The organism is Dactylosporangium sp. CS-047395 (assembly GCF_050942185.1).
Classification (GTDB): Bacteria; Actinomycetota; Actinomycetes; order Mycobacteriales; family Micromonosporaceae; genus Dactylosporangium.
Map to the genome: position 1 here is coordinate 10,795,518 of NZ_CP192015.1, position 24,553 is coordinate 10,820,070.

A 24,553-nucleotide genomic window follows, 5' to 3' on the forward strand; every position below is an offset into this window, starting at 1 on the left:
AGCCTGAACCACGTCGCAACTCAAGCTTGAAATGCAAAAGGGCCCGCCGTGCAGTACAAACGGCGGGCCCTTTTCTTTGAAAAACAGCGCTAGACCTCGAGCTCCCGCGCGACCAGATGGACGGCCTCGGCGACCGTGCGGGCGGTCTTGCGGTCCGGGAAGCGGCCGCGCTGGAGGTCGGGTTGGATCTTCGCCTCCAGAACCTTGATCATGTCTTCGATGAGGCCGTGGAGCTCCTCAGGCGGGCGGCGGCTGGCCACCGCCCGGGCCTCGGTCACCGACGGCGGCGCTTCGAGGAGTTTGACCTGCAGGGCCTGGCTGCCCTTGCGGCTCTCGACCACCCCGAACTCGACCCGCTGACCGGTCTTCAACTCACCCACGCCCGACGGCAGTGCCGCCTTGTGCACGAAGACGTCTCCACCGTCGTCGCTGGTGAGGAATCCGAAACCCTTCTCCTGGTCGTACCACTTCACTCGACCCGTCGGCACGCTGCCCTGCTCCCCAGTGTCGGACCCGGTCCCGGGCGGGCCGCGTCAACGGGCGCCCGGGATTGCACACCAAGGCTAGTCACCCGAAACGGCACTTCCAACCGAGATCATGCCTTGGAGAAACGCCGGAAACGGGTACAGATCGGGGAAGACGACCGTTGCTCCGGCGTCTTGAAGTTCTTCGGCCGAGCAGGGGCCGGACGTGACGCCGACGACCGGGATGCCGGCCAGGACGCCGGCCTGCATGTCGGCCACGTGGTCGCCGACGTAGAGCGCGGCGCCGATCTCGCGCAGGACCTCCGCTTTCTGCGCGTGGAAGACGTCGCCGTGGACCTGGTCGACCTCGATGCCCATGTGCGCCAGGTGGAGCTCGACGAGGCGCCCCAGCTTCGAGCTGATGACGGCGATCTGCGCGGGCACACGCCGTACCGATGCCAAGGCTTCTAATGCTCCTGGCAGGGCGATTGAGGGCGTTATGGCGTGGTCCGGGTAGAGCGCCCGATAGATCCCGACCGCTTCCTCGATGCGGTCGGAGGGGAACCACTCCGCCATTTCCAGGCGGAGCGGCGGCCCTAGGCGACTGACGGCCAGGTCGGCGTCGACATGGACCCCCGTGCTCGCGGTCAGCGCGCGCCAGGTCGCAGCGATGCCGAGCCGTGTGTCGAGGAGCGTCATGTCAAGGTCAAAGCCAATGACAACCGGTTGTTGAGACACCCTTAAGGATGCCCAGGTCACAGTAGGTATGCCAGCGAAATACAACCACGATCTCCTATTGACGAGTGAGATCCAGGCCACTACCGTCATCACAACTTTTAGGAAAGTTTCCTAAGAGACCATCCAGGAGACGCGATGAAACGATCCGTCCGCAACGGCCTCATCGTCGCCGCCGCTTTGGCGGTCGCGGGGGCCGTCGTGCCAATCGTCACGACTACCGCCAATGCCGCCGGCAACCTCAGTGCGACGTTCACGGTCGACCAGGACTGGGGCTCCGGCTGGGGCGCCAGCTACAAGATCACCAACGGGACCGCCAGCACGATCAACGGGTGGACGCTCGAGTTCGACCTGCCCGCGGGTGGTCAGATCACCAGCTTCTGGGACGCCGACGTGACCCGCTCGGGTCAGCACTACGTCGCCAAGAACAAGTCGTGGAGCCCGACCCTGGCCGCGGGCGCGAGCTTCAGCTGGGGCATGAACGGCTCCGGCGCCAAGCCGCCGACCAACTGCACGATCAACGGCGTCGCGTGTAGCGGGGGCTCCCCGACCACCGCCCCGCCGACCACGACCAAGCCGCCGACGACGCCGCCGGTCACCACGTCGCCGACGAGCACCACCAAGCCGCCGACGACCCCGCCGCCCACCACGACCACGCCGCCCGCCACCGGCAGCAAGAAGGTCGTCGGGTACTTCGCGGAGTGGGGCGTCTACGGCCGCAACTACCACGTGAAGAACATCGAGACGAGCGGCTCGGCCGCCAAGCTCACCCACATCCTGTACGCGTTCGGCAACACCACCGGCGGGCGCTGCTCGATCGGTGACAGCTACGCGGACTACGACAAGGCCTACACCGCGGCCGACTCGGTCGACGGCGTCGCCGACACCTGGGACCAGCCGCTGCGCGGCTCGTTCAACCAGCTGAAGAAGCTCAAGGCGATGCACCCCGGCCTCAAGGTCATCTGGTCGTTCGGTGGCTGGACCTGGTCGGCCGGCTTCACGCAGGCCGCGCAGAACCCGACGGCCTTCGCCGACTCCTGCTACAACCTGGTCAACGACTCCCGCTGGGCCGGTGTCTTCGACGGCATCGACATCGACTGGGAGTACCCGAACGCGTGTGGTCTGCAGTGTGACGGCTCCGGCCCGAACGCCTACAAGAGCGTGATCGCCGCGCTGCGCGCTAAGTTCGGCTCGTCGAAGCTCGTCACGTCGGCCATCACCGCCGACGGTAGCAACGGCGGCAAGATCGACCTCACCGACTACGCCGGTGCGGCCGCGAACCTCGACTGGTTCATGCCGATGACGTACGACTACTTCGGCGCCTTCGCCGCGCAGGGCCCGACGGCTCCGCACTCGCCGCTGTCCTGCTACTCGGGCATCCCGACCGCCGGCTTCTGCTCCGAGGCCGCGATCACCAAGCTCAAGAGCAAGGGCATCCCGTCCAACAAGCTGCTCCTGGGCGTCGGCTTCTACGGCCGCGGCTGGACCGGCGTCACCCAGGCCGCTCCGGGCGGCACCGCCACCGGCGCGGCCCCGGGCACCTACGAGGCCGGCATCGAGGACTACAAGGTCCTCAAGAACTCCTGCCCGGTCACCGGTACCGTCGGTGGCACCGCCTACGCCAAGTGCGGGAACAACTGGTGGAGCTACGACACGCCCTCGACGATCAACAGCAAGATGGCGTACGCCAAGGCGCAGAGCCTCGGTGGTGCCTTCTTCTGGGAGCTCTCGGGTGACACCAGCAACGGCGAGCTGATCACCGCGGTGAGCAGCGGCCTGAAGTAAGCAGGAAACAGCGCCGGAGAGGGCGGGCCCGCCGGGCCCGCCCTCTTTTGTCGTACCGGCCGGTTAGCGTATGAGGCGAGATGACGACTTCGCTGGCCGACCATTTGCGCGCCCTGCCCGACGACGAGCTGACGGCGCTCATCCGCCTGCGCCCCGACCTGGTCATCCCGCCCCCGTCAGACTTCTCGGCGCTCGCGCACCGAGCGCAGTCCCGGGTGGCGGTGGCCCGCGCGCTGGACGCCCTGGACCAGTTCACGCTGGAGATTCTGGACGCGTTGCGGTACACCCGCGTCGGTCACAGCTCGTCGGCCGAAGCGGTGCTGGCGCTCACCGCGCAGTCGGGCGTGGAGGCGGCGCGCGTGCGGGCCTCGATCGACCGGTTGCGCGCCTATGCCGTGGTCTACGGCCCCGACCAGGCGCTGCGGATCGTGGGGGCGGTGGACGAGGTCTGCTCGCCGTACCCGGCCGGGCTGGGGCGCCCCGCCGAGGAGCTCGATCCGGTGGCCGGCGCGCTGGTCGCCGACGCCGCCGGGCTGCGCCGCACGCTGCTGGCCGCCTCCCCCGCCGCCCGCGCCGTGCTCGACCGCCTGGCCGCCGGGCCGCCGGTCGGCACCGTCTCCGCCGCCGTCCTGCAGGCCGAGTCCGACTCGCCGGTCCGCTGGCTGGTCGACCGGCACCTGCTGGTCGCCGTCGGGCGCGACGCCGTGGAGCTGCCGGTCGAGGTCGCGCTCCTGCTGCGGCGCGAGGCCGGTCCGCTCGGCCAGCTGCACCCCGACCCGCCGCCGATGGAGACCCCGCAGCGCGAGCCGGCCCAGCTGGATCGCGCGGGCGCGGGGCAGGTGCTGGAGCTGGTCCGCAACGCCGAGGCGCTCATCGAGACGATGGGTCAGGATCCCCCGGCCGTACTGCGCTCAGGTGGCCTCGGCGTCCGCGAGCTGCGCCGCTACGCCAAGACCGTCGGCGTGGACGAGCAGCAGGCGGCGCTGCTGGTGGAGATCGTGGCCGCGGCCGGGCTGATCGGCGAGGAGATCGTCGACAACAAGCGGGTCGAGAGCGTGTTCCTGCCCACCGTCGCGTACGACGCCTGGCGCGCCTTCGGCATCGCCGCCCGCTGGCACCGGCTGGCCGTGGCCTGGCTCACCATGAGCCGCGCACCCGCCCTGGTCGGCCAGCGCGACGACCGCGACCGCCCGCTCAACGCGCTCGCCCCGGAGCTGTCCCGGCCCGGCGCCCCGGCCCAGCGCCGCGCCGCCCTGCAGGTGCTGGCCGACCTGGCCGCCGGCTCGACCGCGGCCCCGGCGGCGGTGGTCGAGACGCTGACCTGGCGCGCGCCGCGGCGGATCACCCGGGGCACCTCGGCGGGCATCGAGGCGAGCCTGGCCGAGGCGGCCTTCGTCGGGCTCACCGGGTTCGACGGGATGACCGGCTACGGACGGCTGCTGCTGGCCGAGCTCGCCGCGGAGGCCCCCGATCCGGAGGACCCGCTGGGGATCGGCTCGCCGGAGGGGTACGCGCTGTCCGGCTCGGCCGCCCTCCTCGACACGCTGCTGCCCACGCCGGTCGACCACGTGCTGCTGCAGGCCGACCTGTCGGTGATCGTGCCCGGGCCGCCCGAGCCGACCCTGGCCGGCGAGCTGGAGCTGCTCGGGCAGCAGGAATCGGCCAGCGTGTACCGCATCACGGCCGACACGGTCCGCCGCAGCCTCGACGCCGGCTACTCGGCGGCCGACCTGCACGCGCTGCTCGCCCGGCGCTCGCGCACGCCGGTGCCGCAGACGCTGTCGTACCTCATCGACGACGTGGCGCGCCGGCACGGCGGGATGCGGATCGGCTCGGCCAACTCCTACGTGCGCAGCGACGACGAGACGGTGATCGCCGAGGTGCTGGCCGACCGCCGCCTGCAGCCGCTGGGCCTGCGCCGGCTGGCCCCGACCGTGCTGGCCTGCCGCCACACGCCGACCCGGCTGCTGGAGGCGCTGCGGGAGGCCGGATACCCGCCGGTCCAGGAGGACTCGACCGGCGCGGCCGTGCTGACCCGGCCCAAGTCGCGCCGCGGGGCACCGCGCCCGACGTGGGCCTCGCGCGGGGTCGAGGACCCGACGGCGGCGGTACGGCTCTCCGCCCCCCGGCTCGCCGGCGTCATCGAGCAGATCCGCCGGGGCGACGCCGCGGCCCGGGTCGCGCGGCGCGCTCCGGTGACGGTGCGGGCCAACGGGGCCTCGGGCGCCACGCACACGGAGGCGCTGGAGGTGCTGCAGCAGGCGCTGCGGGAGAAGACGCGGGTCTGGGTCGGCTACGTCGACGCGCACGGGGCTACCGCGTCGCGGCTGGTCCGGCCGGTGTCGATGGGGTCGGGGTACCTGCGGGCGGAGGACGAGCGCACGGAGATGCTGCACACGTTCGCCCTGCACCGCATCACGGGGGCGGTGCCCGAGGCGGAGGCTTAGGCCCCATTGCGCCATGACGTGCCGCCCCGAGTCCACCTGGTGCGGTCTTGAGGGGGTGTGGGTGGAGCGAAGCTCCCCCACTGCTCTTCAGGACATCGAACGGTAGTCAACAGTGCCCGACAGACCGTCCGCTGCTTCCTAATTCGCCCTGGCCGTGCCGATGATGGCGACGACCAGGAGCAGCACGGCCAGGCTGCCGAAAGTCTCCCCGATCGCGTCGGTGAGCGGGCTGTTGAACACCCGCCAGGAGACCACGAAGTAGATGACGGCGGCGGCGATCACGACGGTTACACCCAGCTTCGCCAGGGCGCTCATGCATCGATGCTAGGCGCGAGCAGCGGTCACCGGATCAGGTGATTTTCCCGATGTGTACGGCCCGCCGGCCCCGGCTGGACGCGCTCGCCCCCGAACTGATTCACCCGAGCGCGTCCGGCCGAGACCGTACAAGTTCTTCAACGCATCCCATGGGTCCAGCGGTTGCATGGCTATGGATCGTTCCCACTATCCGGGAAGTGTCACACCCTCATGCGACACTGGTTCGGTGCCTGAAGGTCCACTGATCGTCCAGTCCGACAAGACGCTTCTCCTCGAGGTCGACCACCCCGACGCCCAGGCGTGTCGCATGGCCATCGCGCCGTTCGCCGAGCTCGAGCGGTCGCCGGAGCACGTGCACACCTATCGCCTGACGCCACTGGGACTCTGGAACGCGCGCGCCGCGGGCCACGACGCCGAGGGCGTGGTGGACTCGCTGCTGCGCTACTCCCGCTATCCGGTGCCGCACGCGCTGCTGGTCGACATCGCCGAGACGATGGACCGCTACGGGCGGCTGCGGCTGCTCAACGACCCGATCCACGGCCTGGTGCTCAACGCCTCCGACCGGGCCGTGCTGATCGAGGTGTCCAAGAGCAAGAAGCTCGCCGGGATGCTGGGCACCCAGATCGACCCGGACACGATCGTCGTGCACGCGTCCGAGCGCGGGCGGCTCAAGCAGGCGCTGCTGAAGCTGGGCTGGCCCGCCGAGGACCTGGCCGGCTACGTCGACGGCGAGGCGCACACCATCGACCTGGCCGAGGACGGCTGGGTGCTGCGCTCCTACCAGCGCGAGGCGGTGGAGTCGTTCTGGGCCGGCGGCTCCGGCGTCGTGGTGCTCCCCTGCGGGGCGGGCAAGACGCTGGTCGGCGCGGCGGCGATGGCCGAGGCCAAGGCCACCACCCTGATCCTGGTCACCAACACGGTCGCCGGGCGGCAGTGGAAGCGGGAGCTGCTGGCCCGCACGAGCCTGACCGAGGAGGAGATCGGCGAATACTCCGGCGAGCGCAAGGAGATCCGCCCGGTCACCATCGCGACCTACCAGGTCCTCACCACGCGGCGCGGCGGCCAGTTCGCCCACCTGGACCTGTTCAACGCCCGCGACTGGGGCCTGGTCGTCTACGACGAGGTCCACCTGCTGCCGGCCCCGATCTTCCGGTTCACCGCCGACCTGCAGGCCAGGCGGCGGCTCGGGCTGACCGCGACCCTGGTCCGCGAGGACGGCCGCGAGGGCGACGTGTTCTCGCTGATCGGCCCGAAGCGCTACGACGCGCCGTGGAAGGACATCGAGGCGCAGGGCTGGATCGCGCCGGCGGAGTGCGTCGAGGTGCGGGTGACGCTGACCGACGCGGAGCGGATGGCCTATGCGGTGGCCGAGCCGGAGGAGCGCTACAAGGTGGCGGCCACGGCGCGGACGAAGCTGCCGGTGGTGCGGAAGCTGATCGACCGGCACAAGGACGACCAGGTGCTGGTGATCGGCGGGTACATCGACCAGCTGCACCAGCTGGGCGAGTTCCTGCAGGCGCCGATCATCCAGGGGTCGACCACCAACCGGGAGCGGGAGAAGCTCTTTGACCAGTTCCGGGCCGGGGAGCTGCGGACGCTGGTGATCTCGAAGGTCGGGAACTTCTCGATCGACCTGCCTGAGGCGGCGGTCGCGGTGCAGGTGTCGGGGACCTTTGGTTCACGGCAGGAGGAAGCCCAGCGCTTGGGTCGTGTGCTCCGGCCGAAGTCCGATGGTCGGCAGGCGCATTTCTACACGGTCGTTGCCCGGGACACGATCGACACCGAGTACGCGGCGCACCGGCAGCGGTTCCTGGCCGAGCAGGGGTACGCGTACACGATCACTGATGCTGACGACGTGGTGGCTTAGCGCTTTTCCCTCCGGGGGGCCGGGGGGAAGTGTGTCAAAACACCACACTTTGCCGTTGGTCGCGGGTCAAGTCAGGCGGACAGCTCTGCCGAGAGCAGTTCCGCGATCTGGGCCGTGTTCAGCGCCGCGCCCTTGCGCAGGTTGTCGCCGGTTACGAAGAAGTCCAGCGCCCGGGGGTCGTCGACCGAGCGCCGGATGCGGCCGACCCACGACGGATCGGTACCGACGGCATCGATGGGCATTGGGAACTCCCCCGCGGCCGGGTCGTCGACCAGGATCACGCCAGGGGCGTGGCGCAGGACTTCGCGGGCGCCCTCGGCGTCGACCTCCATGCCGAAGACCGCGTGCACGGCGACCGAGTGGCCGGTGACCACGGGGACGCGCACGCAGGTGGCGGAGACCTTGAGGTCGGGCAGGCCGAGGATCTTGCGCGACTCGTTGCGCAGCTTGAGCTCCTCCGAGGACCAGCCGGCCTCGCGGAGGGAGCCGGCCCACGGCACCACGTTCAGCGCCAGCGGGGCCGGGAACGGGCCGAGGTCGTCGCCGACCGCCCGCCGCACGTTGCCCGAGCGCGAGCCCAGCGTGCGGTCGCCGCCGACGCGCTCCAGCTGGTCGAGCAGCGTGGTCACGCCGTCCTGGCCGGCGCCGGAGACGGCCTGATAGGAGGCGAGGACGAGCTCCTTCAGTCCGTACTCCCGGTGCAGCGGCGACAGCGCCACGATCATCGTCAGCGTGGTGCAGTTGCCGTTGGCGATGATCCCCTTGGGCCGGTTGCGCACCTGCTCGGGGTTGATCTCGGGCACCACGAGCGGGACGTCGGGGTCCATCCGGAAGGCGCCCGAGTTGTCCACCGCGATCGCGCCGCGGCCGACCGCGATCGGCGCCCACTCGGCCGAGACGTCGTCGGGCACGTCGAACATCGCCACGTCGATGCCGTCGAAGACCTCGGGGGCGAGCTCGTGGACGAGCAGCTCCTCGCCGCGCACGGTGAGCTTGCGGCCCGCCGAGCGCTTGGAGGCTACGAGCCGGATCTCGCCCCACACGTTCTTGCGGGACGAGAGCAGCTCACACATGACGGAGCCGACGGCCCCGGTGGCACCGACAACAGCCAGGCTCGGTAGACCGCCCATGAGGGACGACGCTACCTTCCGGTCCCCGCGTAGACCACGGCTTCCTCGTCGCCGCCCAGTTCGAACGCGTCGTGGATCGCCCGGACGGCGACGTCGAGGTCGGTGTCACGGCAGACGACCGAGACCCGGATCTCCGAGGTGGAGATCATCTCGATGTTCACGCCGGCCTCGGCCAGGGCCGCGAAGAGCTTGGCGGCCACGCCCGGGTTGGAGCGCATGCCCGCGCCGACCAGTGAGACCTTGCCGATGTGGTCGTCGAACAGGATCGTCTTGAAGTCGATCGAGGCCTTGATCCGCTCCAGGGCGGCCATGGCGGTCGCGCCGTCGGTCTTCGGCAGCGTGAACGAGATGTCCGTGCGGCCGGTGCTCTCGGTCGACACGTTCTGCACGATCATGTCGATGTTGGTCTCCGCGGCCGCGACCGTCTGGAAGATCCGCGCGGCCACGCCGGGCTGGTCGGGCACGCCGACGATGGTGATCTTCGCCTCGTCGCGATCGTGCGCGACGCCGGTGATGAGCGCTTGTTCCACGGAGAGGTCCTCCATCGATCCCGTGACCATGGTGCCGTTGGCGGTTGAGTACGAGGAACGCACGTGGATCGGCAGCGAGAACCGCCGCGCGTACTCCACGCTGCGCAGGTGCAGCACCTTGGCGCCGCAGGCGGCCAGCTCGAGCATCTCCTCGTACGTGATCTGCTTGATGTGCCGCGCGTTCTTGGCCACCCGCGGGTCGGCCGTGAAGATGCCGTCGACGTCGGTGTAGATCTCGCAGACGTCGGACTGCAGCGCGGCGGCCAGCGCGACCGCGGTGGTGTCGGAGCCGCCGCGGCCGAGGGTGGTGATGTCCTTGGTGTCCTGGGAGACGCCCTGGAAGCCGGCCACGATCGCGATCGCGCCCTCGTCCAGCGCGCTGCGCAGCCGGCCGGGGGTCACGTCGATGATCCGGGCCCGGCCGTGGGTCGACGTGGTGATCACGCCGGCCTGGCTGCCGGTGTAGGAGCGGGCCTCGTACCCCAAATTGTTGATCGCCATCGCGAGCAGCGCCATGGAGATCCGCTCACCCGCGGTCAGCAGCATGTCCAGCTCACGGCCGGCGGGGACCGGGCTCACCTGCGACGCGAGGTCGAGGAGCTCGTCGGTCGTGTCGCCCATGGCCGAGACCACCACGACGACCTCGTTGCCGGCCTTGCGCGTGTCGACGATCCGCTCGGCGACACGCTTGATGCGCTCGGCGTTGGCGACGGAGGAACCGCCATACTTCTGCACGATCAGCGCCACGCCGCCGAGCTCCCTTCTCAAAGAAGTCAACGCAGCCGAGCCTACCGGGGTCGGAAACCCCTCGGGAGTGGCGTTCCACGATCCGGCCGGGCCGCCGGGCGAGAATACGCGGATGCGGGGACCTCGGGTCGGCCATCTTCCGATCACTGTGACCACCGGCACGGCCCTGGCCGCGCTCACGGCGCTGCTCCTGGCCGGGTGCAGCTCGTCGGGCCCGCCCGAGCCGGACGCCACGACCACCCCGGACGGCACGCCGGTCGCGGCCCAGCCGGACCCCCGCGGGCTGCTCGCGGCGCGGGTGGCGGTGGCCAAGGACCAGCGCTACGTCGCCGCGTACACGCTCACCGTCCAGGGCAAGGGTCCCCGCTCGATCCTGGTCTCGGTCGCCACCGACCGCACCTGGCGGGTCGACATCCAGGGCGGCGCGCTCGGTGGCACGGCGGACGTGGCCATCGCGAGCCGGCCCGAGGGGATGTACCAGTGCCAGATCAACCCCTCCGGCCAGTGCGTGCGGGTGGCGGCGGCCGGCAAGAAGCTGCCGGCGGCGATCGACCCGCGGATCCAGTACGTCTTCGTGAGCTGGCTCGACGTGCTGCTCGACCGGCAGGTCCCGCTGGCCGTGGCCTCGGCCGAGCCGCTGGCGGGCACCTCGGCGCCGTGCTTCGCGGTCGAGCCCGGGGTCACCGCGATCGCGCCGCCGATCGACCCCGGCACCTTCTGCTACAGCGACAAGGGCATCCTGACCGCGGCCAAGTTGCCGTTCGGCCAACTCATGCTCACCGGCGAGGTGGTCGCCCCGCCGGACACGATCTCGCTGCCCGCTCCGGTCGGCGACGGTACGGCCCTGGGCACCGCGACCCCGCCACCCCCGAAGCCGTCAGCCAGTGGCGCACCGTCGACGAAGGCCGTAGGCTAGCGCTTGACATGTGGCAGACGCTTCTTCTTCGTCGCCGCGACGAGGCCTGACCGGGCCGGCACCTCGTCGCGGGGATGTTGCGCGCGTTCTGCGCTCCTGCCGGTCTGACGTCGAATCCCAGACCGACTTTCGCACTCCAGGAGCCTTGAGCATGTCTGAAATCGCCACGCAGTCCGCCAGCCGTATGCCCATTCACCGCTACCGGCCGTTCTCTGAACAGTTCCCGATTCCGCTGACCGACCGGCAATGGCCCGGCAAAGAGGTCACGGTCGCGCCCCGCTGGTGCGCGGTGGATCTGCGCGACGGCAACCAGGCCCTGATCGACCCGATGTCGGTCGAGCGCAAGCGGCGGATGTTCAACCTGCTGGTACGCATGGGCTACAAGGAGATCGAGGTCGGCTTCCCGGCCGCCTCGCAGACCGACTTCGACTTCGTGCGCACTCTGATCGAGCAGGACCTGATCCCCGAGGACGTCACGATCCAGGTGCTGACCCAGTGCCGGGACAACCTGATCGAGCGCACGTTCCAGTCGCTGGTCGGGGCCCGCCGGGCGATCGTGCACTTCTACAATTCGACGTCCACGCTGCAGCGGCGCGTGGTGTTCGGGCTGGACCGGGCCGGGATCACCGACATCGCCACCACGGGCGCGCGGCTGTGCCAGAAGTACGCCGAGGCGATCACCCCGGACACCGAGATCTTCTACGAGTACTCGCCGGAGTCCTACACCGGTACGGAGCTGGACTACGCGCTGGAGGTGTGCAGCGCGGTCATCGAGGTGCTGCAGCCGACGCCGGACCACCCGCTGATCGTCAACCTGCCGGCGACGGTCGAGATGGCCACGCCCAACGTCTACGCCGACTCCATCGAGTGGATGTCGCGCAACCTGCCGCACCGCGAGTCGGTGATCCTGTCGCTGCATCCGCACAACGACCGGGGTACCGCCGTCGCCGCCGCCGAGCTGGGCCTGCTGGCCGGGGCCGACCGCGTCGAGGGGTGCCTGTTCGGCAACGGCGAGCGGACCGGCAACGTCGACCTGGTCACCCTGGGCCTGAACTTGTTCTCGCAGGGCGTCGACCCGCAGATCGACTTCTCGGACATCGACGAGATCAAGCGCACCGTCGAGTACTGCAACCAGCTGCCCGTCCACGAGCGGCACCCGTACGCGGGCGACCTGGTGTACACCGCCTTCTCCGGCTCGCACCAGGACGCGATCAAGAAGGGCTTCGACGCGCTGAACCGGGACGCCGCGAAGGCCGGGGTCGACGTCGACCAGTTCACCTGGGGCGTGCCCTACCTGCCGGTCGACCCGAAGGACCTGGGCCGCTCCTACGAGGCCGTCATCCGGGTCAACTCGCAGTCCGGCAAGGGCGGCGTCGCGTACGTCATGAAGTCCGAGCACCACCTGGACCTGCCCCGCCGGCTGCAGATCGAGTTCTCCGGCGTCGTGCAGCGGCACACCGACGACGAGGGCGGCGAGGTCAACCCGCAGCAGATGTACGACTTCTTCGCCGCCGAGTACTTCTCCGACCGCCGCTTCACGCTGGTCTCGTACGAGGCCAACACCGCCGACGGCAAGGTCTCGCTCGCCGCGGACATCACGGTCGGCGGCGAGGCGCGCACCGTGGCGGCGACCGGCAACGGCCCGATCGACGCGTTCGTGCACGCCCTGGGCGACGTCGGCGTGGACGTGCGGGTGCTGGACTACGCCGAGCACGCGCTGACCTCCGGCGAGGGTGCCCAGGCGGCGGCGTACGTCGAGTGCTCCGTCGACGGGACGACGTACTGGGGTGTCGGCGTCGACGCCAATATTGTGACCGCTTCGTTGCGCGCCGTATTGAGCGCGGTCAACCGCGGTTAGTCGGCAATCGGACCCGCCCGTGGTGATCGACACGGGCGGGTCCTCCAACACTTGTTCGCATCGATGCCGCACAGTAGTGACGTGCGCCCCTCCACGAACGGCAAAGCCGTCCTCATCGCTCTCGCGCTCGCCACGGTGCTCACCGGCGCCGGGAGCTGCGAAGTCTCCTCCACCCCCGGCGCGGCCGAGGGTTCCGCGGGCACCGGCGCGGGCACCGGTGGCGGAGGTGGTGGCGGCGGCACCGGGTCACTCGACACGTTGACCGTCGCCGCCGCGAGCTCCATGTCCGGCTACAGCCGGGAGAAGTTCACCCACTGGATCAGTCAGGGGAACGGCTGCGACACGCGCGACGTCGTACTGAAGCGCGACGGCAAGAACGTCAAGGCCACCGCCGACTGCAAGATCACCGGCGGCTCCTGGCACAGCCCGTACGACAACAAGGACACGACCGACCCGCAGGACATGGACATCGATCACATGGTGCCGCTGGCGGCGGCCTGGCGCTCGGGCGCGGGGAAGTGGACCGACGAGCAGCGCAAGGACTTCGCCAACGACCTGACCCGGCCGCAACTGTTCGCGGTCAGCCTGCAGTCCAACCGGTCCAAGGGTGACCAGGACCCCTCGACCTGGAAGCCGCCGAACCACGCGTTCTGGTGCACGTACGCGCAGGACTGGGTAACAGTGAAGGCGTACTACAAGCTGACCGTGACCCAGGCCGAGAAGACGTCGCTCGCGGACATGCTGGCGACCTGCTGATGCGTTTTTGGAGGAACCGGATGACGGAGACGACCTCGACTGCAGCGGCTCCGGCCGTCTCGGTTCCTCCAACGGACATCACCGCCGGCCCGGGTGGCGTCATGACCGACGAGGTCGGCGTGGTGACCGGCGACCTCACCCTGCAGGCCGAGATCGGCGCCGACGGGTCCTTCGTCGTCAAGGTTCAATACAAGGACGCCGAGGAGTGGTACTGCGTGACGGGCGCCAAGGGCACCTTGAAGGATCCCGCCGATCTGGCTGCCGTCCAGTCCGTCGTCGCCGGGATCCTCAACCGCCCGGAGGGCTAGACCGCTCTCCGGCCTTCAAAAGCCCTGCCCAGCGTGATTTCGTCGGCGTACTCCAAATCGCCGCCGACCGGCAGGCCGCTCGCCAGCCTGGTCACGTTGAGGCCCATCGGCTTGACCAGCAGCGCGAGGTAGGTGGCGGTCGCCTCCCCCTCGGTGTTGGGGTCGGTGGCCAGGATGAGCTCCTTGCAGGTGCCCTCGGCGAGCCGGGTCATCAGCTCCCGGATGCGCAGGTTGTCCGGCCCGATGCCCTCGAGCGGATTGATCGCGCCGCCGAGCACGTGGTACCGGCCGCGGAACTCACCCGTGCGCTCGATCGCCACGACGTCCTTGGGCTCCTCCACGACGCAGTACACCTCGTCGCTGCGGCGCGGGTCGCGGCAGATCCGGCACAGCTCGGCCTCGGCCACGTTGAAGCAGCGCGTGCAGAACCGCACGAGCTCCTTGACCCGCTGCAGGGCCTGGGCGAGCCGCTTGACGTCCACCGGGTCGGCCGAGAGCACGTGGAACGCGATGCGCTGCGCACTCTTCGGGCCGACCCCGGGCAGGCGACCGAGCTCGTCGATCAGGTCCTGGATGGCGCCTTCGTACATTTAGAAACCGGGAAGCCCGAGCCCGCCGCCGAGGCCACCCAGGCCGGCGGTGAGCGGACCCATCTTCTGCTCGGTCAGGTCACGGGCCGCCTGGGCGGCGTTGTGCACCGCGGCGACAACCAGGTCCTCGAGCGTCTCGACATCGTCGGGGTCGACCGCCTTGGGGTCGATCTTGATGGAGACAACCTCGCCGGTCCCCTTGACCGTGGCCGTGACGAGCCCGCCGCCGGCCGTGCCGGTGAGCTCGGCCTCGGCCAGCTCCGCCTGCGCGGAGACCATCTGCTGCTGCATCTTCTGGGCCTGCTTCATCATCTGCTGCAGGTTGGGCTGTCCACCGGGCCGCACAGGGCGCTCCTTCAACTGTCGTCGGCAAGACCTTCGGACCAGCTTAGGCCCTATCCCGCCGACTCCCGGCCCGGGCGGCGCGCTTTTGAGGCTTTGGCCGCCTGGACGAGATCGTCCACGATCGCGCGGTCCTCGACCCCCAGATAGGCCAGCAGCGGCCGCAGATCATTCGCGGAGATGGCGACGTCACCCGATTCGATGCGCGTCACCTTGGACAGCGACCACTCCATGGCCTCGGCCACCTGGGTCTGCGTGTCACCCTTGGCATTGCGGGAGTCCTTGATTGCCAGCCGGACCTTGCGGCGCGCGACGGCCGGCTTGTCACTCTCGACAGACTTCATCTTCATCGCCCGATCTCGCTAAGCGCCGGATCGTCGCCTACTCGCCGATAGGGCAACGATCCGGCCGGTTGCCGGTCAGGCGGACGCGTACCGGGCGCGCCACTCCAGGGCGCGGATCAGCGCGCGCCGGACCTGGCCGAAGGTCTGGCGGTCGGTGCTGTGGAAGAGCCGCACCTCCTGCTGGCCGTACTGCGCGCGGATCTCCTGGGCCGGGCGCAGGCGGCCCGTGCGGGGGTGCTGCAGGACGTAGACGCCCTCCAGGAAGTCCAGGCGGTACTGGACCGGTGCGGGGCGCAGGATCATCCAGTGGTCGCTCGTGACGACCAGGTCGGGACTTCGGTAGAACATTCGCATCTCCCTCTTCCCCCTCGGTCTTGCGAGAGGGGCCGACGATGCGGTAGGGATAACTTCAGGTGAAGACGCTGCCCCTCCGCGTAGCCAGAGTGGCGGCCGCAAACAGAACAGCGCCCGGTGGCCGCCGGGCGCTGTTGCGTTTCCGCCACTCGCCCCCTCGTGGCTCTCCTTCGATGGTTGCATGGCTGTACGCCTATGCGCTAGCTCACAATCTGCCATATCGCAGATTGCCGAACCGCCGGTGGCAAGATCGGAACGGCAAGGCTCAGATCGGCAGCGGGTCCGTGCGGTACTCCAGGGCCCGGATCAGCGCACGGCGCACCGCCCCGAACACGGCCCGGTCGGTGGTGTAGAAGATCCGCACGTCGGCCGAGCCGTGCCGGGCGCGAATCTCGTGGCCCACGCGGAAGCCGGCCCCCCGACCGTGCTTCACGATGTACGGCGCCTGGATCTCCTCGAGCGGGAGGTGCAGGGCCTGCGGGCGCATGACGACCACGTGCGTGCTGGTGATCAGGATGTCCGAGCTCCGATAGAACATCGCGGCCCCCTCCAACAGCGTGTCGGTAAGGAGATGGTCGCACGCTGTGTCATGCCGGAGAAGGCGTCAACCTGCCATATCGCAGATGGCGGTGTGACGATTGGCCGACCGGTGGATGGCGTTCCGGGATCCGCGGTCCCCCGAACGGGGGCGTGAGACGCTCGCCACACTCGGCTGGCGCCATCTGCGGCCCTCGAGGCTTCAGTGCACGACGCCCGGCTCCCACATGGGGTGGCCGGGCGTCGTGCCTGGTAGATCGTGCGGAGGATACGAGATTCGAACTCGTGAGGGTTTTATCCCAACACGCTTTCCAAGCGTGCGCCCTAGGCCTCTAGGCGAATCCTCCGTGCGCCAGGATACCCATCGCTCGGCGGGTTCGTGCACCGGGTATTGTTGTCGGCAAGCCGCTCGTGCGGCGACACCTCATGAACCTCCCCAGGGCCGGAAGGCAGCAAGGATAAGTGAGCTCTGTCGGGTGCACGAGCGGTGTCTTCGTATCCCCCCTTTTCCTCGCGCGCGCGGCGTGCGGCACGGTCGCCGAAAAGTGTCGGTGGTCGTGCTCGTGCCACGGTCGCCGAAAGTGTCGGTGGTCGTGCTCGGCCACGGTCGCCGAAAAGTGTCGGTGGTCCTGCTCGTGCCACGGTCGCCGAAAAGTGTCGGTGCTCGGGAGTACGGTGGTCCCGGCTCGAGACATCGGACTAGTCGAACGGAGGACCGCAGGTGGCGCTCGCGTTGTACCGCAAGTACCGGCCTCGGACGTTCGCCGAGGTCATCGGCCAGGAGCACGTCACCGAGCCGCTGTCGCAGGCGCTGCGCTCGGGGCGGCTCAACCACGCGTACCTCTTCTCCGGCCCGCGCGGCTGCGGCAAGACCAGTAGCGCCCGGATCCTGGCCCGCTCCCTCAACTGCGAGCGCGGCCCGACCCCCGAGCCGTGCGGCGAGTGCCAGTCCTGCCGCGACCTGGCCCCCGACGGCTCCGGCTCGATCGACGTCATCGAGATCGACGCGGCCAGCCACGGCGGCGTCGACGACGCCCGCGACCTGCGCGAGCGCGCCTTCTTCGCCCCGGTCTCGAGCCGCTTCAAGGTCTACGTCATCGACGAGGCCCACATGGTGTCCTCGGCCGGCTTCAACGCGCTGCTCAAGCTCGTCGAGGAGCCACCTGAATACGTCAAGTTCGTCTTCGCCACCACCGAGCCGGAGAAGGTCCTCGGGACGATCAAGTCCCGCACCCACCACTACCCCTTCCGGCTGATCCCGCCCGGCGTCCTGCGCCCCTATCTCGAGCAGCTGACCGCCGCCGAGGGCGTGAAGGTCGAGCCCGCCGTCTTTCCTTTGGTGGTACGGGCCGGCGCCGGCTCCGCCCGCGACACGCTCTCGGTCCTCGACCAGCTCATCGCGGGCGCCGGCGACGAGGGCGTCACCTACGGCCGGGCGGTGGCCCTGCTCGGCGTCACCGATGCGGCCCTCCTCGACGAGATGTGCGAGGCCCTGGCGGCCGACGACGGGCGCGGCGCCTACGGCGTCATCGACCGGGTCGTCGAGGCCGGCCACGACCCGCGCCGCTTCGCCTCCGACCTCCTCGAGCGCCTGCGCGACCTCATCGTCCTGCAGCAGGTGCCGGACGCCGTCGACAAGGGCCTGCTCGACGCCCCGCACGACCAGCTCGACCGCATGGGCGCCCAGGCCTCCCAGCTGGGGCAGGCGGCGCTTTCGCGGTACGCGGACATCGTCCACAACGGCCTGACCGAAATGCGCGGCACCACGGCCCCGCGGCTCCTGCTGGAGCTGATCACCGCCCGCATGCTCCTACCCGGCGCGGACGACTCCAGCTCGGCGCTGCTGCAGCGCCTGGAGCGAATGGAGCGCCGCCTCCAGGCCGGGGGCGTGCCCTCTGCTCCGGGTTCTTACGCGGCCCCGTCGGCAGCTCCGTCCGTGGCTCCTTCGGGGGCTCCGTCTACGGCTCCTTCGGGAGCTTCGTTTGTGGCGCCTTCGTCGGGTTCTTCGGGGGCTGACAACGGGAACCGGGGGCTGGATTACATCCGGCCGGCTGGTTCGGCTCCGGCCCCGACGCCGCCGGCGGCCAGCTGGGCCGAGGCCGCGCCGCCCGTGTCTGCACCACCGACGCCTGCTCCGCCGGCGCCCGCTGTGGGATCGGCGGCTCCGGTTTCCGCGCCGCCTGGTTCCGCGCCTGAATCGGCTCCCGCGGCTCAGCCTCCTGCTCCAGTGGCTCAGCCTCCCGCTCCTGCGGCTCAGCCGCCTGCTCCTGTGGCTCAGCCGCCTGCTCCAGTGGCTCAGCCGCCCGCGGGTGGCGGCGGCATGGATGCGGACGCGATCCGCCGGGTCTGGCCGGACCTGCTGGCCCTGGTGAACGACAAGAGCAAAAAGGCCGGCGCCATCATCCGCGAGGCGACGGTCCAGGACGTGGAGGGCACCACGCTGGTGCTCGGCTTCAAGTACTCCACGCACGCCGACATGCTCAACGCCTCCCCCGACGTCCTGCTCAAGGCCCTCCAGGAACTCCTCGGCGGCCGCTGGCAGGTCCGCTGCGAGGTCGGCGGCCAACCGGGCGGCAGCTGGGGTGGCGGAGGCGGCGGCAGTCGCCCGACCCCACCGAAACCGAGCCCGCAGCCCTCGGGCCCGTCGGGAGCGCCCGCCCCGGCATCCGGCCAGTCGTACGGCGCGCCTCAGCAGCCCCGCCCGCAGAACGCCCCCCGCCAGGTCGGCGCCCCCAGCGCGTCCCACCAAGGCGCAGCCCCAACCGCAACCCACCACGGCGGTTCACCGGACGGAACCCAGCACGGCGGATCACCTAACGCGGCAGGGCACGGCACGACGCCGGATCTGGCCCAACACGGCGGGTCACAGCACGGCGGGTCACAGCACGGCGGGTCACAGCACGGCGGGTCACAGCACGGCGGGTCACAGCACGGCGGGTCACAGCACGGCGGGTCACAGCACGGCGGGTCACAGCACGGCGGATCGCTGAACACAGCAGGACACGGCGGGTCGCAGCATGGCGGGCCGCCGAGCGCGTCATCCGCTCGGTCGGGCTCGTCGGCTCCGGTTCAGGCAGCGGACGAGGACGAGGATTGGCCGGTCGCGGCGATCCCCGGCGGTGCGGCGGCTTCTGCGGCTGGCGAGGACGACTGGCCGACGCCTGCCGCCCCCGGTGGTGACTGGCCAGCTCCCGCAGCGCCCGGCGACTCCGCACCGGGCGCCGTCGCCGCTCCCCTCGTCACCCAACTGTCCTCTGACGTGCACGCGGCGGCGCCATCGCCGGGAAACGCAGCCTCGCCGCCGTTTGCATCAGGAGCCGCAACTTCGTCCGTTGGCGCGGGACGCTTCGAGACGAGTGGACCTTCCTCTCCCGCACCAACGTCGGCACCATCTCACGCAGCGCCGTCCAGTCCGGCGGCTGCTGCGGCACGTGCGACGGCCGCCGTTGCGTCCAGTTCGTCCGTATCTGCCGGAAACGCCGGGCCCGGCGCGACAGATGGCGGCGATCCCGCACGACCGGGCGCGGGCCAAGGTGCGGCCGGTGGAGCACCCGCACGACCGGCTGCAGACTATGGCGCCAGTGGCGGCGCCCCGGGCGGGCACGCGGCGGGCGGTGGAGCACCCGCACGACCGGCCGCGGGCCATGGTGCGAGTGGCGGTGGCGCTCCGGCACGACCGGTCGCGGGGCACGGTGCGAGTGGCGGTGGCGCTCCGGCACGACCGGTCGCGGGGCACGGCGCGAGTGGCGGTGGCGCTCCGGCACGACCGGCCGCGGGCCATGGTGCGAGTGGCGGTGGCGCTCCGGCACGACCGGTCGCGGGGCACGGTGCGAGTGGCGGTGGCGCTCCGGCGGCGCCCGCGCGGGCTCGGCAAGGTGGGTCCAGCGCGATCGAGAAGGCGCGCGAGGCGGCGCGGGCGGCGGCCAACGGGACTCGGCGGCCCGCGGCAGGTGGGAATGCCGGTTCGGCGGGCGGCCGGGGTGGGAGCGAGTCGGCCTGGGAAGGGACCGGGGCCGATGAGCCGCCGTTCGATCCCGAGTACGACGGGGCCGTTTCCGACCCGCGGTTCCCTGGGCTCGATCCAGGGGACGAGCTGCTCGACGACGCCTCCGAGGTGCGGGAGACGAGCGAGGAAGCGGCGCTGCGGCTGCTGATGGAGACGCTGGGCGCGGAGAAGATCAGCGAGATCACCGGCTGACGCAACGCCGGTAAATACTTTGGGCGGGGCGGCAACGGTTCGCGGGTGAGGTTGCGTCTTGGGTGGCATCTGTTCGCATTGCCACCCCTGACCCGAGGATCCTGATGGATGAGTTCGACTCGTTCGTACGATCTCGCAGTGCTGCGCTGTTGCGGTCGGCTTATCTGCTGACCGGCGATCAGCATCTGGCCGAGGATCTCGTGCAATCGGCGCTGGCCCGGACGCATCGAGCGTGGGGGCGGTTGCACGATCGCGGGAATGCCGAGGCGTATACCCGCAAGGTCATGTACCACCTGCAGGTTTCCTGGTGGCGGCGGCGGGTGCCCGAGGCCATGCCGGGGGAGCTGCCGGAGCCGCGGCGGGCAGCGGGGGGCGCCGCGGATCATGCCGACCAGACGACGGTGCGGATGACGTTGCGAGGCGCCCTGTTGAGGTTGTCGGCCAAGCAGCGGGCCGTTCTGGTGCTTCGCTACTTCGAGGACTGCACCGAGACCGAGGCCGCCGAGTTGCTCGGCGTGGCCGTCGGGACGGTCAAGAGCCAGACCTCCAAGGCCCTGGCGAAGCTGCGTGTCGTGGCCCCTGAACTTGCCGAGCTGTACGCCCTGGAAGGGGTTGCCCGATGAATGACAGCCGTCTGCGCCTCGACCTGAGGGACCTGGCCGACGAGGTGGACAACGTCGATCTGCGTGATCGGGTGCTGCGTACCTCGCGGCGGCTGGGGGTTCAGCGGGCCGTGGCGAGTTCCGCCGCCGTGGTCGTGGTGCTCGCGGCGGCCGCGGGGGTTGCCTTCGCCATCCGGCCCAACCAAGAAGCCCTGCCGCCCGTGCCGGCGGCCACTGTCGAGCCGTCCAAGGAAGCCGTCGCGCCGCCTGCGGGGAACGGCAGCAGCCCGGCGGCGAACGCGCCGGCGGTGTTGACGGGCACGCGGTGGTACCTCAGCGAGGCGCAGAACAACGTAACCATCCACGCCGTCAAAGGTGCGCAGGACACCGTCGTGGCCAGGATCGCCGAGGACGCGGCCGGCTGTGTGCGCAACACGGTCAAGGTGTCGCCGGACGGGAAGCGGATCGCGTGGGTGCAGGGGGCGGCCGGGGACACGTCGGGGTTGGGCACGCTGATGACGTCGGCGATCGACGGTACCGGCAAAAAGACCCTCGGCACCGCAATCCTCTGCCTCGGCACCAACGCGATCCGATGGAGCGGGGCCGACAAGCTGGTCGTGCGCAAGGGCGAGCCGCAGCAGGTCGTGGACGTGAGGACGGGCACCGCGACCACGCTCGACCAGCGCGAGTTCCAGGCCGCGTCGCCCGACGGCAGCTGGGGGGCGCGGCAGGTCAACGACGAGCGGACGGTCGGCAATGGGCAGCAGACGCGGGCGTACCACTACACGCCCGACCCCGTCCAGGCCGAGCACCACGACGGCTGGGAGGCCAACGGCGTCTCGAAGGACGGCCGGTACATCACGCTCGGCTGGAAGGGCACCGACCCGTCCCGCGAGGACGACAGCTTCGCCGTGCTCGACACCACCACGAGCAAGGTCGTGGCGCTGCCGGTGTCCGGGGACGTGCGGCGGGTGCTGTTCACGGCGGACGGGACGGTGCTCGTGCGCCAGGTCGGGAAGATCGTGGTGCTGGACGCGACGTTCCACAGGATTGGCGAGGTCGCCGAACCGAAAACGGTGGAGAGCTACATCCTGCTGAGTTACGCGGCCTGACGGAAGGGAGCGAGGACCGTTCGCGTGCGGGTCAGCGTCGCGAACGGGTTCGCGAACTGCAGGACCAGCGCGTCGAATTCGGCGCCCGGCAGGCATTGGATGATGAGGAGCTGGTCGCCTCGGCGGACGTCCCAGAAGGTGTTGCCGTGTGGGCCGGCGGTGATGATTCCCGAAAGGTGCAGGGCGTTGCCGCGGCCCGGCAGGGGCGGGGCCTCGGTGCGGGGGGCGATGCGAATGGAGGAGACCGCGGACAGGGGCACCTCGATGCGATCGCGCCTGGTCCACAGGCGGTCGAGGCCCTGTGGCTCGATGACGAGTGCGCTGTCGGTGACGGTCAGCTGGAGATTCGTCGGTACCTTCATCAACGCGAGCAGACCCGCGGCCAGCACGATCGGGACCGCCGCGAGCACCAGTGCGGAGCTCATGAAAACCGAATGTACGCGGATCGACGTCCGGTGTCGGCGCTTTAGGGAAACCGATGTGCCATAGATCCGAACGGCCGAATGCGAACGGGCGACGGAAGGCTAGTGGCATTGATGTACACCATTGACTGGATTGATGGGGCCGTGGTGCTCGTGGATCAGACGCGGTTGCCGGCCGAGGAGGTGTACCTGCGCCTGGAAACCGTTGACGCGCTCGTTGAGGCGATTCAGCGGCTGCGGGTCCGTGGGGCGCCCGCCATCGGCGTTGCTGGAGCGCTCGGGGTCGCGCTCGCGGCCAAGCAGTTCGAGCGGGCGGAGGAGCGGGCACAGGCGGTACAAACGCTGGCTTTGGCTCGTCCGACGGCGGTGAATCTGGCGCGCGGGGTGCATCGGGTCGCGGCGTTGTTGCCGTCGTTCGATGCGGTGCTGGCCGAGGCGTTGCGTGTGCGGGACGAGGAGATCGCGAGCTCGAAGGGCATGGCGCGGCTCGGGGCGGACCTGGTCGAGCGGCTCTGTGGGCCGAACCCGACGCTGCTGACCCACTGCAACACCGGCGGGCTGGCCACGGTCGTGGACGGCACCGCGCTTGCCGTGGTGTTCGAGCTGCATCGGCGGGGCGCGCTCGGCGGGGTGGTGGCCAGCGAGACCCGGCCGCTGCTGCAGGGCGCCCGGCTCACCACCTGGGAACTGCGCAATCGGGGCATCCCGCACCGGCTCGCGGTCGACTCGGCCGGGCCGTTCCTGATGGCGCGGGGCCAGGTCGACGCGGTGATCCTGGGCGCCGACCGGATCTGCGCGAACGGCGATGTGGTCAACAAGATCGGCTCGTACGCGCATGCGCTCGGGGCCCGCGCCGCCGGCATCCCGTTCATCTGCGTGGCGCCGGAGTCCACGGTGGACCTCGGCACCGCCTCGGGGGCGGACGTGGAGATCGAGGACCGGGGGTCGGAGGAGGTCGCGGGCACGACGGCGCCCGCGGGCACCGAGGCGATCAATCCTGCGTTCGATGTGACGCCGGCTGAGCTGGTGACCGCGGTGGTCACCGACAAGCGAACCTTTTCAGGCCGGGCGGACGGCCCTTCTCTTTAAAAAGAGATCAGGCCGGGCGGACAGCTCTCACGGTTTTGCGGTCGTCTGAGACCGACTCGATCCAGCCGCCGACGCGGCCCAGGCGCAGCAGGACGTCGGCGCGGGCGGGGAGGTCGGCCGACTCGCCCGGCTCCGGCGGCCAGTTGACCCGGGCCGTGTGGCCGGGGGTCAGCCACGGGGTGAGCGCGCCGATCGGGTCGGAACCGTCCAGCGCGGCCCGCGCGGCGGCGAGGTCGGCCAGCACGGCGTCCAGGGCGCGCCCGACCGCGGGGGCGTTGCCGCCGCACATCGCCGCGGTGAGTTCGGGGCGGGAGGCGGCCACCCGGGTGCCGTCCCGGAACGAGCCGGCGCCCAGCGTCCCGGCCAGCGGATCGCTGGAGATCAGCGCGGCGACCGCGGCCGCCACGAGGTGCGGTACGTGGGAGATGGCGGCGGTGGCGGCGTCGTGCTCGTCCGCGGTGGCCGGTACGACCCGGGCTCCGAGGCCGGTGACGAGGGCCGCGAGGTCGACCCAGTCGCGCAGGTGCGCGCCGTCCTCGCCCAGGCACAACACCCAGGCGCAGCCGTTGAACAGCCGGGGGTCGGCGGCCGTGAAACCGGACGTCTCGCGCCCAGCCATCGGGTGGCCGCCGATGAACGTGGCCAGCGCCTGCCCGCCGGTGCGCAGGCGATCGGCGGCGAGGTCGCGCACCGGGCCCTTGACCGAGGTGACGTCGGTGACGACGCCGACGTACCCGAGGGAGGCGAGCTCATCGAAGACCGTACCCACGGCCGGGAGCGGCACCGCCACGATCGCCAGGTCGGCATCGCGCACGGCGTCGGCGATGGAACCGGTCACGTGCCAGCGCGCGTCCTTGGGCGCCTGGGCCGCGGCCGTGCGCGCGGTGGCCCTGGTCGCCGGGTCGGCGTCGTAGCCGCTCACCCGGTGCCCGTGCACCGCGAGGGCCCGTAGGACCGACCCGCCGATCAGCCCGAGGCCGATCACCGCCACGTTCAACGTCGCAACCCGCACTGCGGAACTTTCCCACACCACCCGATCACCCGTTCGGCTCGGGACGGCCGCCGAACGACTCACGAGGCCGGTTTCCTTCCTATTTGTACGGTT

At 70.5% G+C, this 24,553-nt stretch carries 23 protein-coding genes, 1 tRNA gene and 1 other RNA gene; 12 read left to right on the forward strand and 13 right to left on the reverse strand.

Features of this window, described 5'->3' with window-relative positions; genetic code table 11:
- Window positions 1-89: 89 nt before the first annotated feature.
- Together ACQP00_RS50390 and ACQP00_RS50395 are read right to left on the reverse strand one after the other, a co-directional pair.
- Window positions 90-488 (reverse strand): cold-shock protein, encoded by a 399-nt coding sequence (locus ACQP00_RS50390; RefSeq protein WP_433211379.1) that lies wholly within the window; start codon window positions 486-488, stop codon window positions 90-92.
- Between the two features lie 75 nt (window positions 489-563).
- Window positions 564-1,163, reverse strand: coding sequence for an HAD family hydrolase (locus ACQP00_RS50395; RefSeq protein ID WP_433211382.1), 600 nt, complete (start codon window positions 1,161-1,163; stop codon window positions 564-566).
- 174 nt (window positions 1,164-1,337) lie between these two features.
- Between ACQP00_RS50395 and ACQP00_RS50400 the strand changes: the two genes are divergently transcribed.
- Together ACQP00_RS50400 and ACQP00_RS50405 are read left to right on the forward strand one after the other, a co-directional pair.
- Window positions 1,338-2,984: a glycosyl hydrolase family 18 protein gene (locus tag ACQP00_RS50400; protein WP_433211385.1), complete on the forward strand. Its 1,647-nt coding sequence runs from the start codon at window positions 1,338-1,340 to the stop codon at window positions 2,982-2,984.
- Between the two features lie 80 nt (window positions 2,985-3,064).
- The gene (locus ACQP00_RS50405; protein ID WP_433211388.1) at window positions 3,065-5,431 is read left to right on the forward strand and encodes a helicase-associated domain-containing protein; all 2,367 of its coding nucleotides are present in this window, start codon (window positions 3,065-3,067) and stop codon (window positions 5,429-5,431) included.
- A 138-nt stretch (window positions 5,432-5,569) separates the two neighbouring features.
- Here ACQP00_RS50405 and ACQP00_RS50410 read toward each other — a convergent pair whose 3' ends face one another.
- On the reverse strand, window positions 5,570-5,746 hold the full coding sequence (locus ACQP00_RS50410; RefSeq protein WP_433211391.1) for a hypothetical protein: 177 nt from the start codon (window positions 5,744-5,746) through the stop codon (window positions 5,570-5,572).
- 226 nt (window positions 5,747-5,972) lie between these two features.
- On the opposite strand from ACQP00_RS50410, the gene ACQP00_RS50415 reads away from it, so the two are divergent.
- On the forward strand, window positions 5,973-7,613 hold the full coding sequence (locus tag ACQP00_RS50415) for a DNA repair helicase XPB (RefSeq protein WP_433211394.1): 1,641 nt from the start codon (window positions 5,973-5,975) through the stop codon (window positions 7,611-7,613).
- Between the two features lie 71 nt (window positions 7,614-7,684).
- Here ACQP00_RS50415 and ACQP00_RS50420 read toward each other — a convergent pair whose 3' ends face one another.
- Both ACQP00_RS50420 and ACQP00_RS50425 read right to left on the reverse strand, forming a co-directional pair.
- Window positions 7,685-8,743, reverse strand: a complete 1,059-nt coding sequence (locus tag ACQP00_RS50420; RefSeq protein ID WP_433211397.1) for an aspartate-semialdehyde dehydrogenase — start codon at window positions 8,741-8,743, stop codon at window positions 7,685-7,687.
- Between the two features lie 11 nt (window positions 8,744-8,754).
- Entirely contained in the window at window positions 8,755-10,020 is a 1,266-nt protein-coding gene (locus ACQP00_RS50425; RefSeq protein WP_433052942.1) for an aspartate kinase, read from the reverse strand.
- Between the two features lie 148 nt (window positions 10,021-10,168).
- Here ACQP00_RS50425 and ACQP00_RS50430 point away from each other — a divergent pair, with 148 nt between their 5' ends.
- The 4 genes from ACQP00_RS50430 (at window position 10,169) to ACQP00_RS50445 (ending at window position 13,858) form a co-directional block, all read left to right on the forward strand.
- Window positions 10,169-10,936: a hypothetical protein gene (locus ACQP00_RS50430; protein ID WP_433211400.1), complete on the forward strand. Its 768-nt coding sequence runs from the start codon at window positions 10,169-10,171 to the stop codon at window positions 10,934-10,936.
- A 151-nt stretch (window positions 10,937-11,087) separates the two neighbouring features.
- The gene (leuA, locus tag ACQP00_RS50435) at window positions 11,088-12,794 is read left to right on the forward strand and encodes a 2-isopropylmalate synthase (protein WP_433211403.1); all 1,707 of its coding nucleotides are present in this window, start codon (window positions 11,088-11,090) and stop codon (window positions 12,792-12,794) included.
- Window positions 12,795-12,857: 63 nt separating this feature from the next.
- Entirely contained in the window at window positions 12,858-13,550 is a 693-nt protein-coding gene (locus ACQP00_RS50440) for an HNH endonuclease family protein (protein ID WP_433211406.1), read from the forward strand.
- Between the two features lie 101 nt (window positions 13,551-13,651).
- Window positions 13,652-13,858 carry a hypothetical protein gene (locus tag ACQP00_RS50445; RefSeq protein ID WP_433211409.1) on the forward strand — a complete coding sequence of 69 codons (207 nt, stop codon included), beginning with the start codon at window positions 13,652-13,654 and terminating at the stop codon, window positions 13,856-13,858.
- On the opposite strand, the gene recR is transcribed toward ACQP00_RS50445, so the two are convergent.
- From recR to ACQP00_RS50475, 6 genes are all read right to left on the reverse strand, one after another.
- Window positions 13,855-14,448: a recombination mediator RecR gene (recR, locus tag ACQP00_RS50450; RefSeq protein WP_433211412.1), complete on the reverse strand. Its 594-nt coding sequence runs from the start codon at window positions 14,446-14,448 to the stop codon at window positions 13,855-13,857. The two genes, ACQP00_RS50445 and recR, sit on opposite strands and share 4 nt — an antisense overlap.
- Window positions 14,449-14,769, reverse strand: a complete 321-nt coding sequence (locus ACQP00_RS50455) for a YbaB/EbfC family nucleoid-associated protein (RefSeq protein WP_433067076.1) — start codon at window positions 14,767-14,769, stop codon at window positions 14,449-14,451.
- Window positions 14,770-14,843: 74 nt separating this feature from the next.
- Entirely contained in the window at window positions 14,844-15,140 is a 297-nt protein-coding gene (locus tag ACQP00_RS50460) for a helix-turn-helix domain-containing protein (protein ID WP_433211415.1), read from the reverse strand.
- A 69-nt stretch (window positions 15,141-15,209) separates the two neighbouring features.
- The gene (locus ACQP00_RS50465; RefSeq protein WP_433211418.1) at window positions 15,210-15,482 is read right to left on the reverse strand and encodes a DUF6232 family protein; all 273 of its coding nucleotides are present in this window, start codon (window positions 15,480-15,482) and stop codon (window positions 15,210-15,212) included.
- 271 nt (window positions 15,483-15,753) lie between these two features.
- Window positions 15,754-16,026, reverse strand: coding sequence for a hypothetical protein (locus ACQP00_RS50470; protein WP_433211421.1), 273 nt, complete (start codon window positions 16,024-16,026; stop codon window positions 15,754-15,756).
- Between the two features lie 261 nt (window positions 16,027-16,287).
- A tRNA-Ser gene (locus ACQP00_RS50475) sits at window positions 16,288-16,372 on the reverse strand.
- 54 nt (window positions 16,373-16,426) lie between these two features.
- On the opposite strand from ACQP00_RS50475, the gene ffs reads away from it, so the two are divergent.
- The 4 genes from ffs (at window position 16,427) to ACQP00_RS50495 (ending at window position 21,937) form a co-directional block, all read left to right on the forward strand.
- Window positions 16,427-16,520, forward strand: an RNA gene (ffs, locus tag ACQP00_RS50480) — signal recognition particle sRNA small type.
- Window positions 16,521-16,746: 226 nt separating this feature from the next.
- Window positions 16,747-20,223, forward strand: coding sequence for a DNA polymerase III subunit gamma and tau (locus tag ACQP00_RS50485; RefSeq protein ID WP_433211424.1), 3,477 nt, complete (start codon window positions 16,747-16,749; stop codon window positions 20,221-20,223).
- Between the two features lie 104 nt (window positions 20,224-20,327).
- Window positions 20,328-20,846: a SigE family RNA polymerase sigma factor gene (locus ACQP00_RS50490; RefSeq protein WP_433211427.1), complete on the forward strand. Its 519-nt coding sequence runs from the start codon at window positions 20,328-20,330 to the stop codon at window positions 20,844-20,846.
- Window positions 20,843-21,937 (forward strand): hypothetical protein, encoded by a 1,095-nt coding sequence (locus tag ACQP00_RS50495; RefSeq protein ID WP_433211430.1) that lies wholly within the window; start codon window positions 20,843-20,845, stop codon window positions 21,935-21,937. The genes ACQP00_RS50490 and ACQP00_RS50495 overlap by 4 nt, the downstream gene beginning before the upstream one ends.
- Here the strand turns inward: ACQP00_RS50495 and ACQP00_RS50500 are convergent.
- Complete coding sequence (locus tag ACQP00_RS50500) at window positions 21,925-22,362, reverse strand: hypothetical protein (RefSeq protein ID WP_433211433.1); 438 nt, start codon at window positions 22,360-22,362, stop codon at window positions 21,925-21,927. The two genes, ACQP00_RS50495 and ACQP00_RS50500, sit on opposite strands and share 13 nt — an antisense overlap.
- A gap of 111 nt (window positions 22,363-22,473) precedes the next feature.
- Here ACQP00_RS50500 and mtnA point away from each other — a divergent pair, with 111 nt between their 5' ends.
- Window positions 22,474-23,448 (forward strand): S-methyl-5-thioribose-1-phosphate isomerase, encoded by a 975-nt coding sequence (gene mtnA, locus ACQP00_RS50505; RefSeq protein ID WP_433211436.1) that lies wholly within the window; start codon window positions 22,474-22,476, stop codon window positions 23,446-23,448.
- 7 nt (window positions 23,449-23,455) lie between these two features.
- On the opposite strand, the gene ACQP00_RS50510 is transcribed toward mtnA, so the two are convergent.
- Window positions 23,456-24,460: a prephenate dehydrogenase gene (locus ACQP00_RS50510; RefSeq protein WP_433211439.1), complete on the reverse strand. Its 1,005-nt coding sequence runs from the start codon at window positions 24,458-24,460 to the stop codon at window positions 23,456-23,458.
- Between the last annotated feature and the right edge of the window lie 93 nt (window positions 24,461-24,553).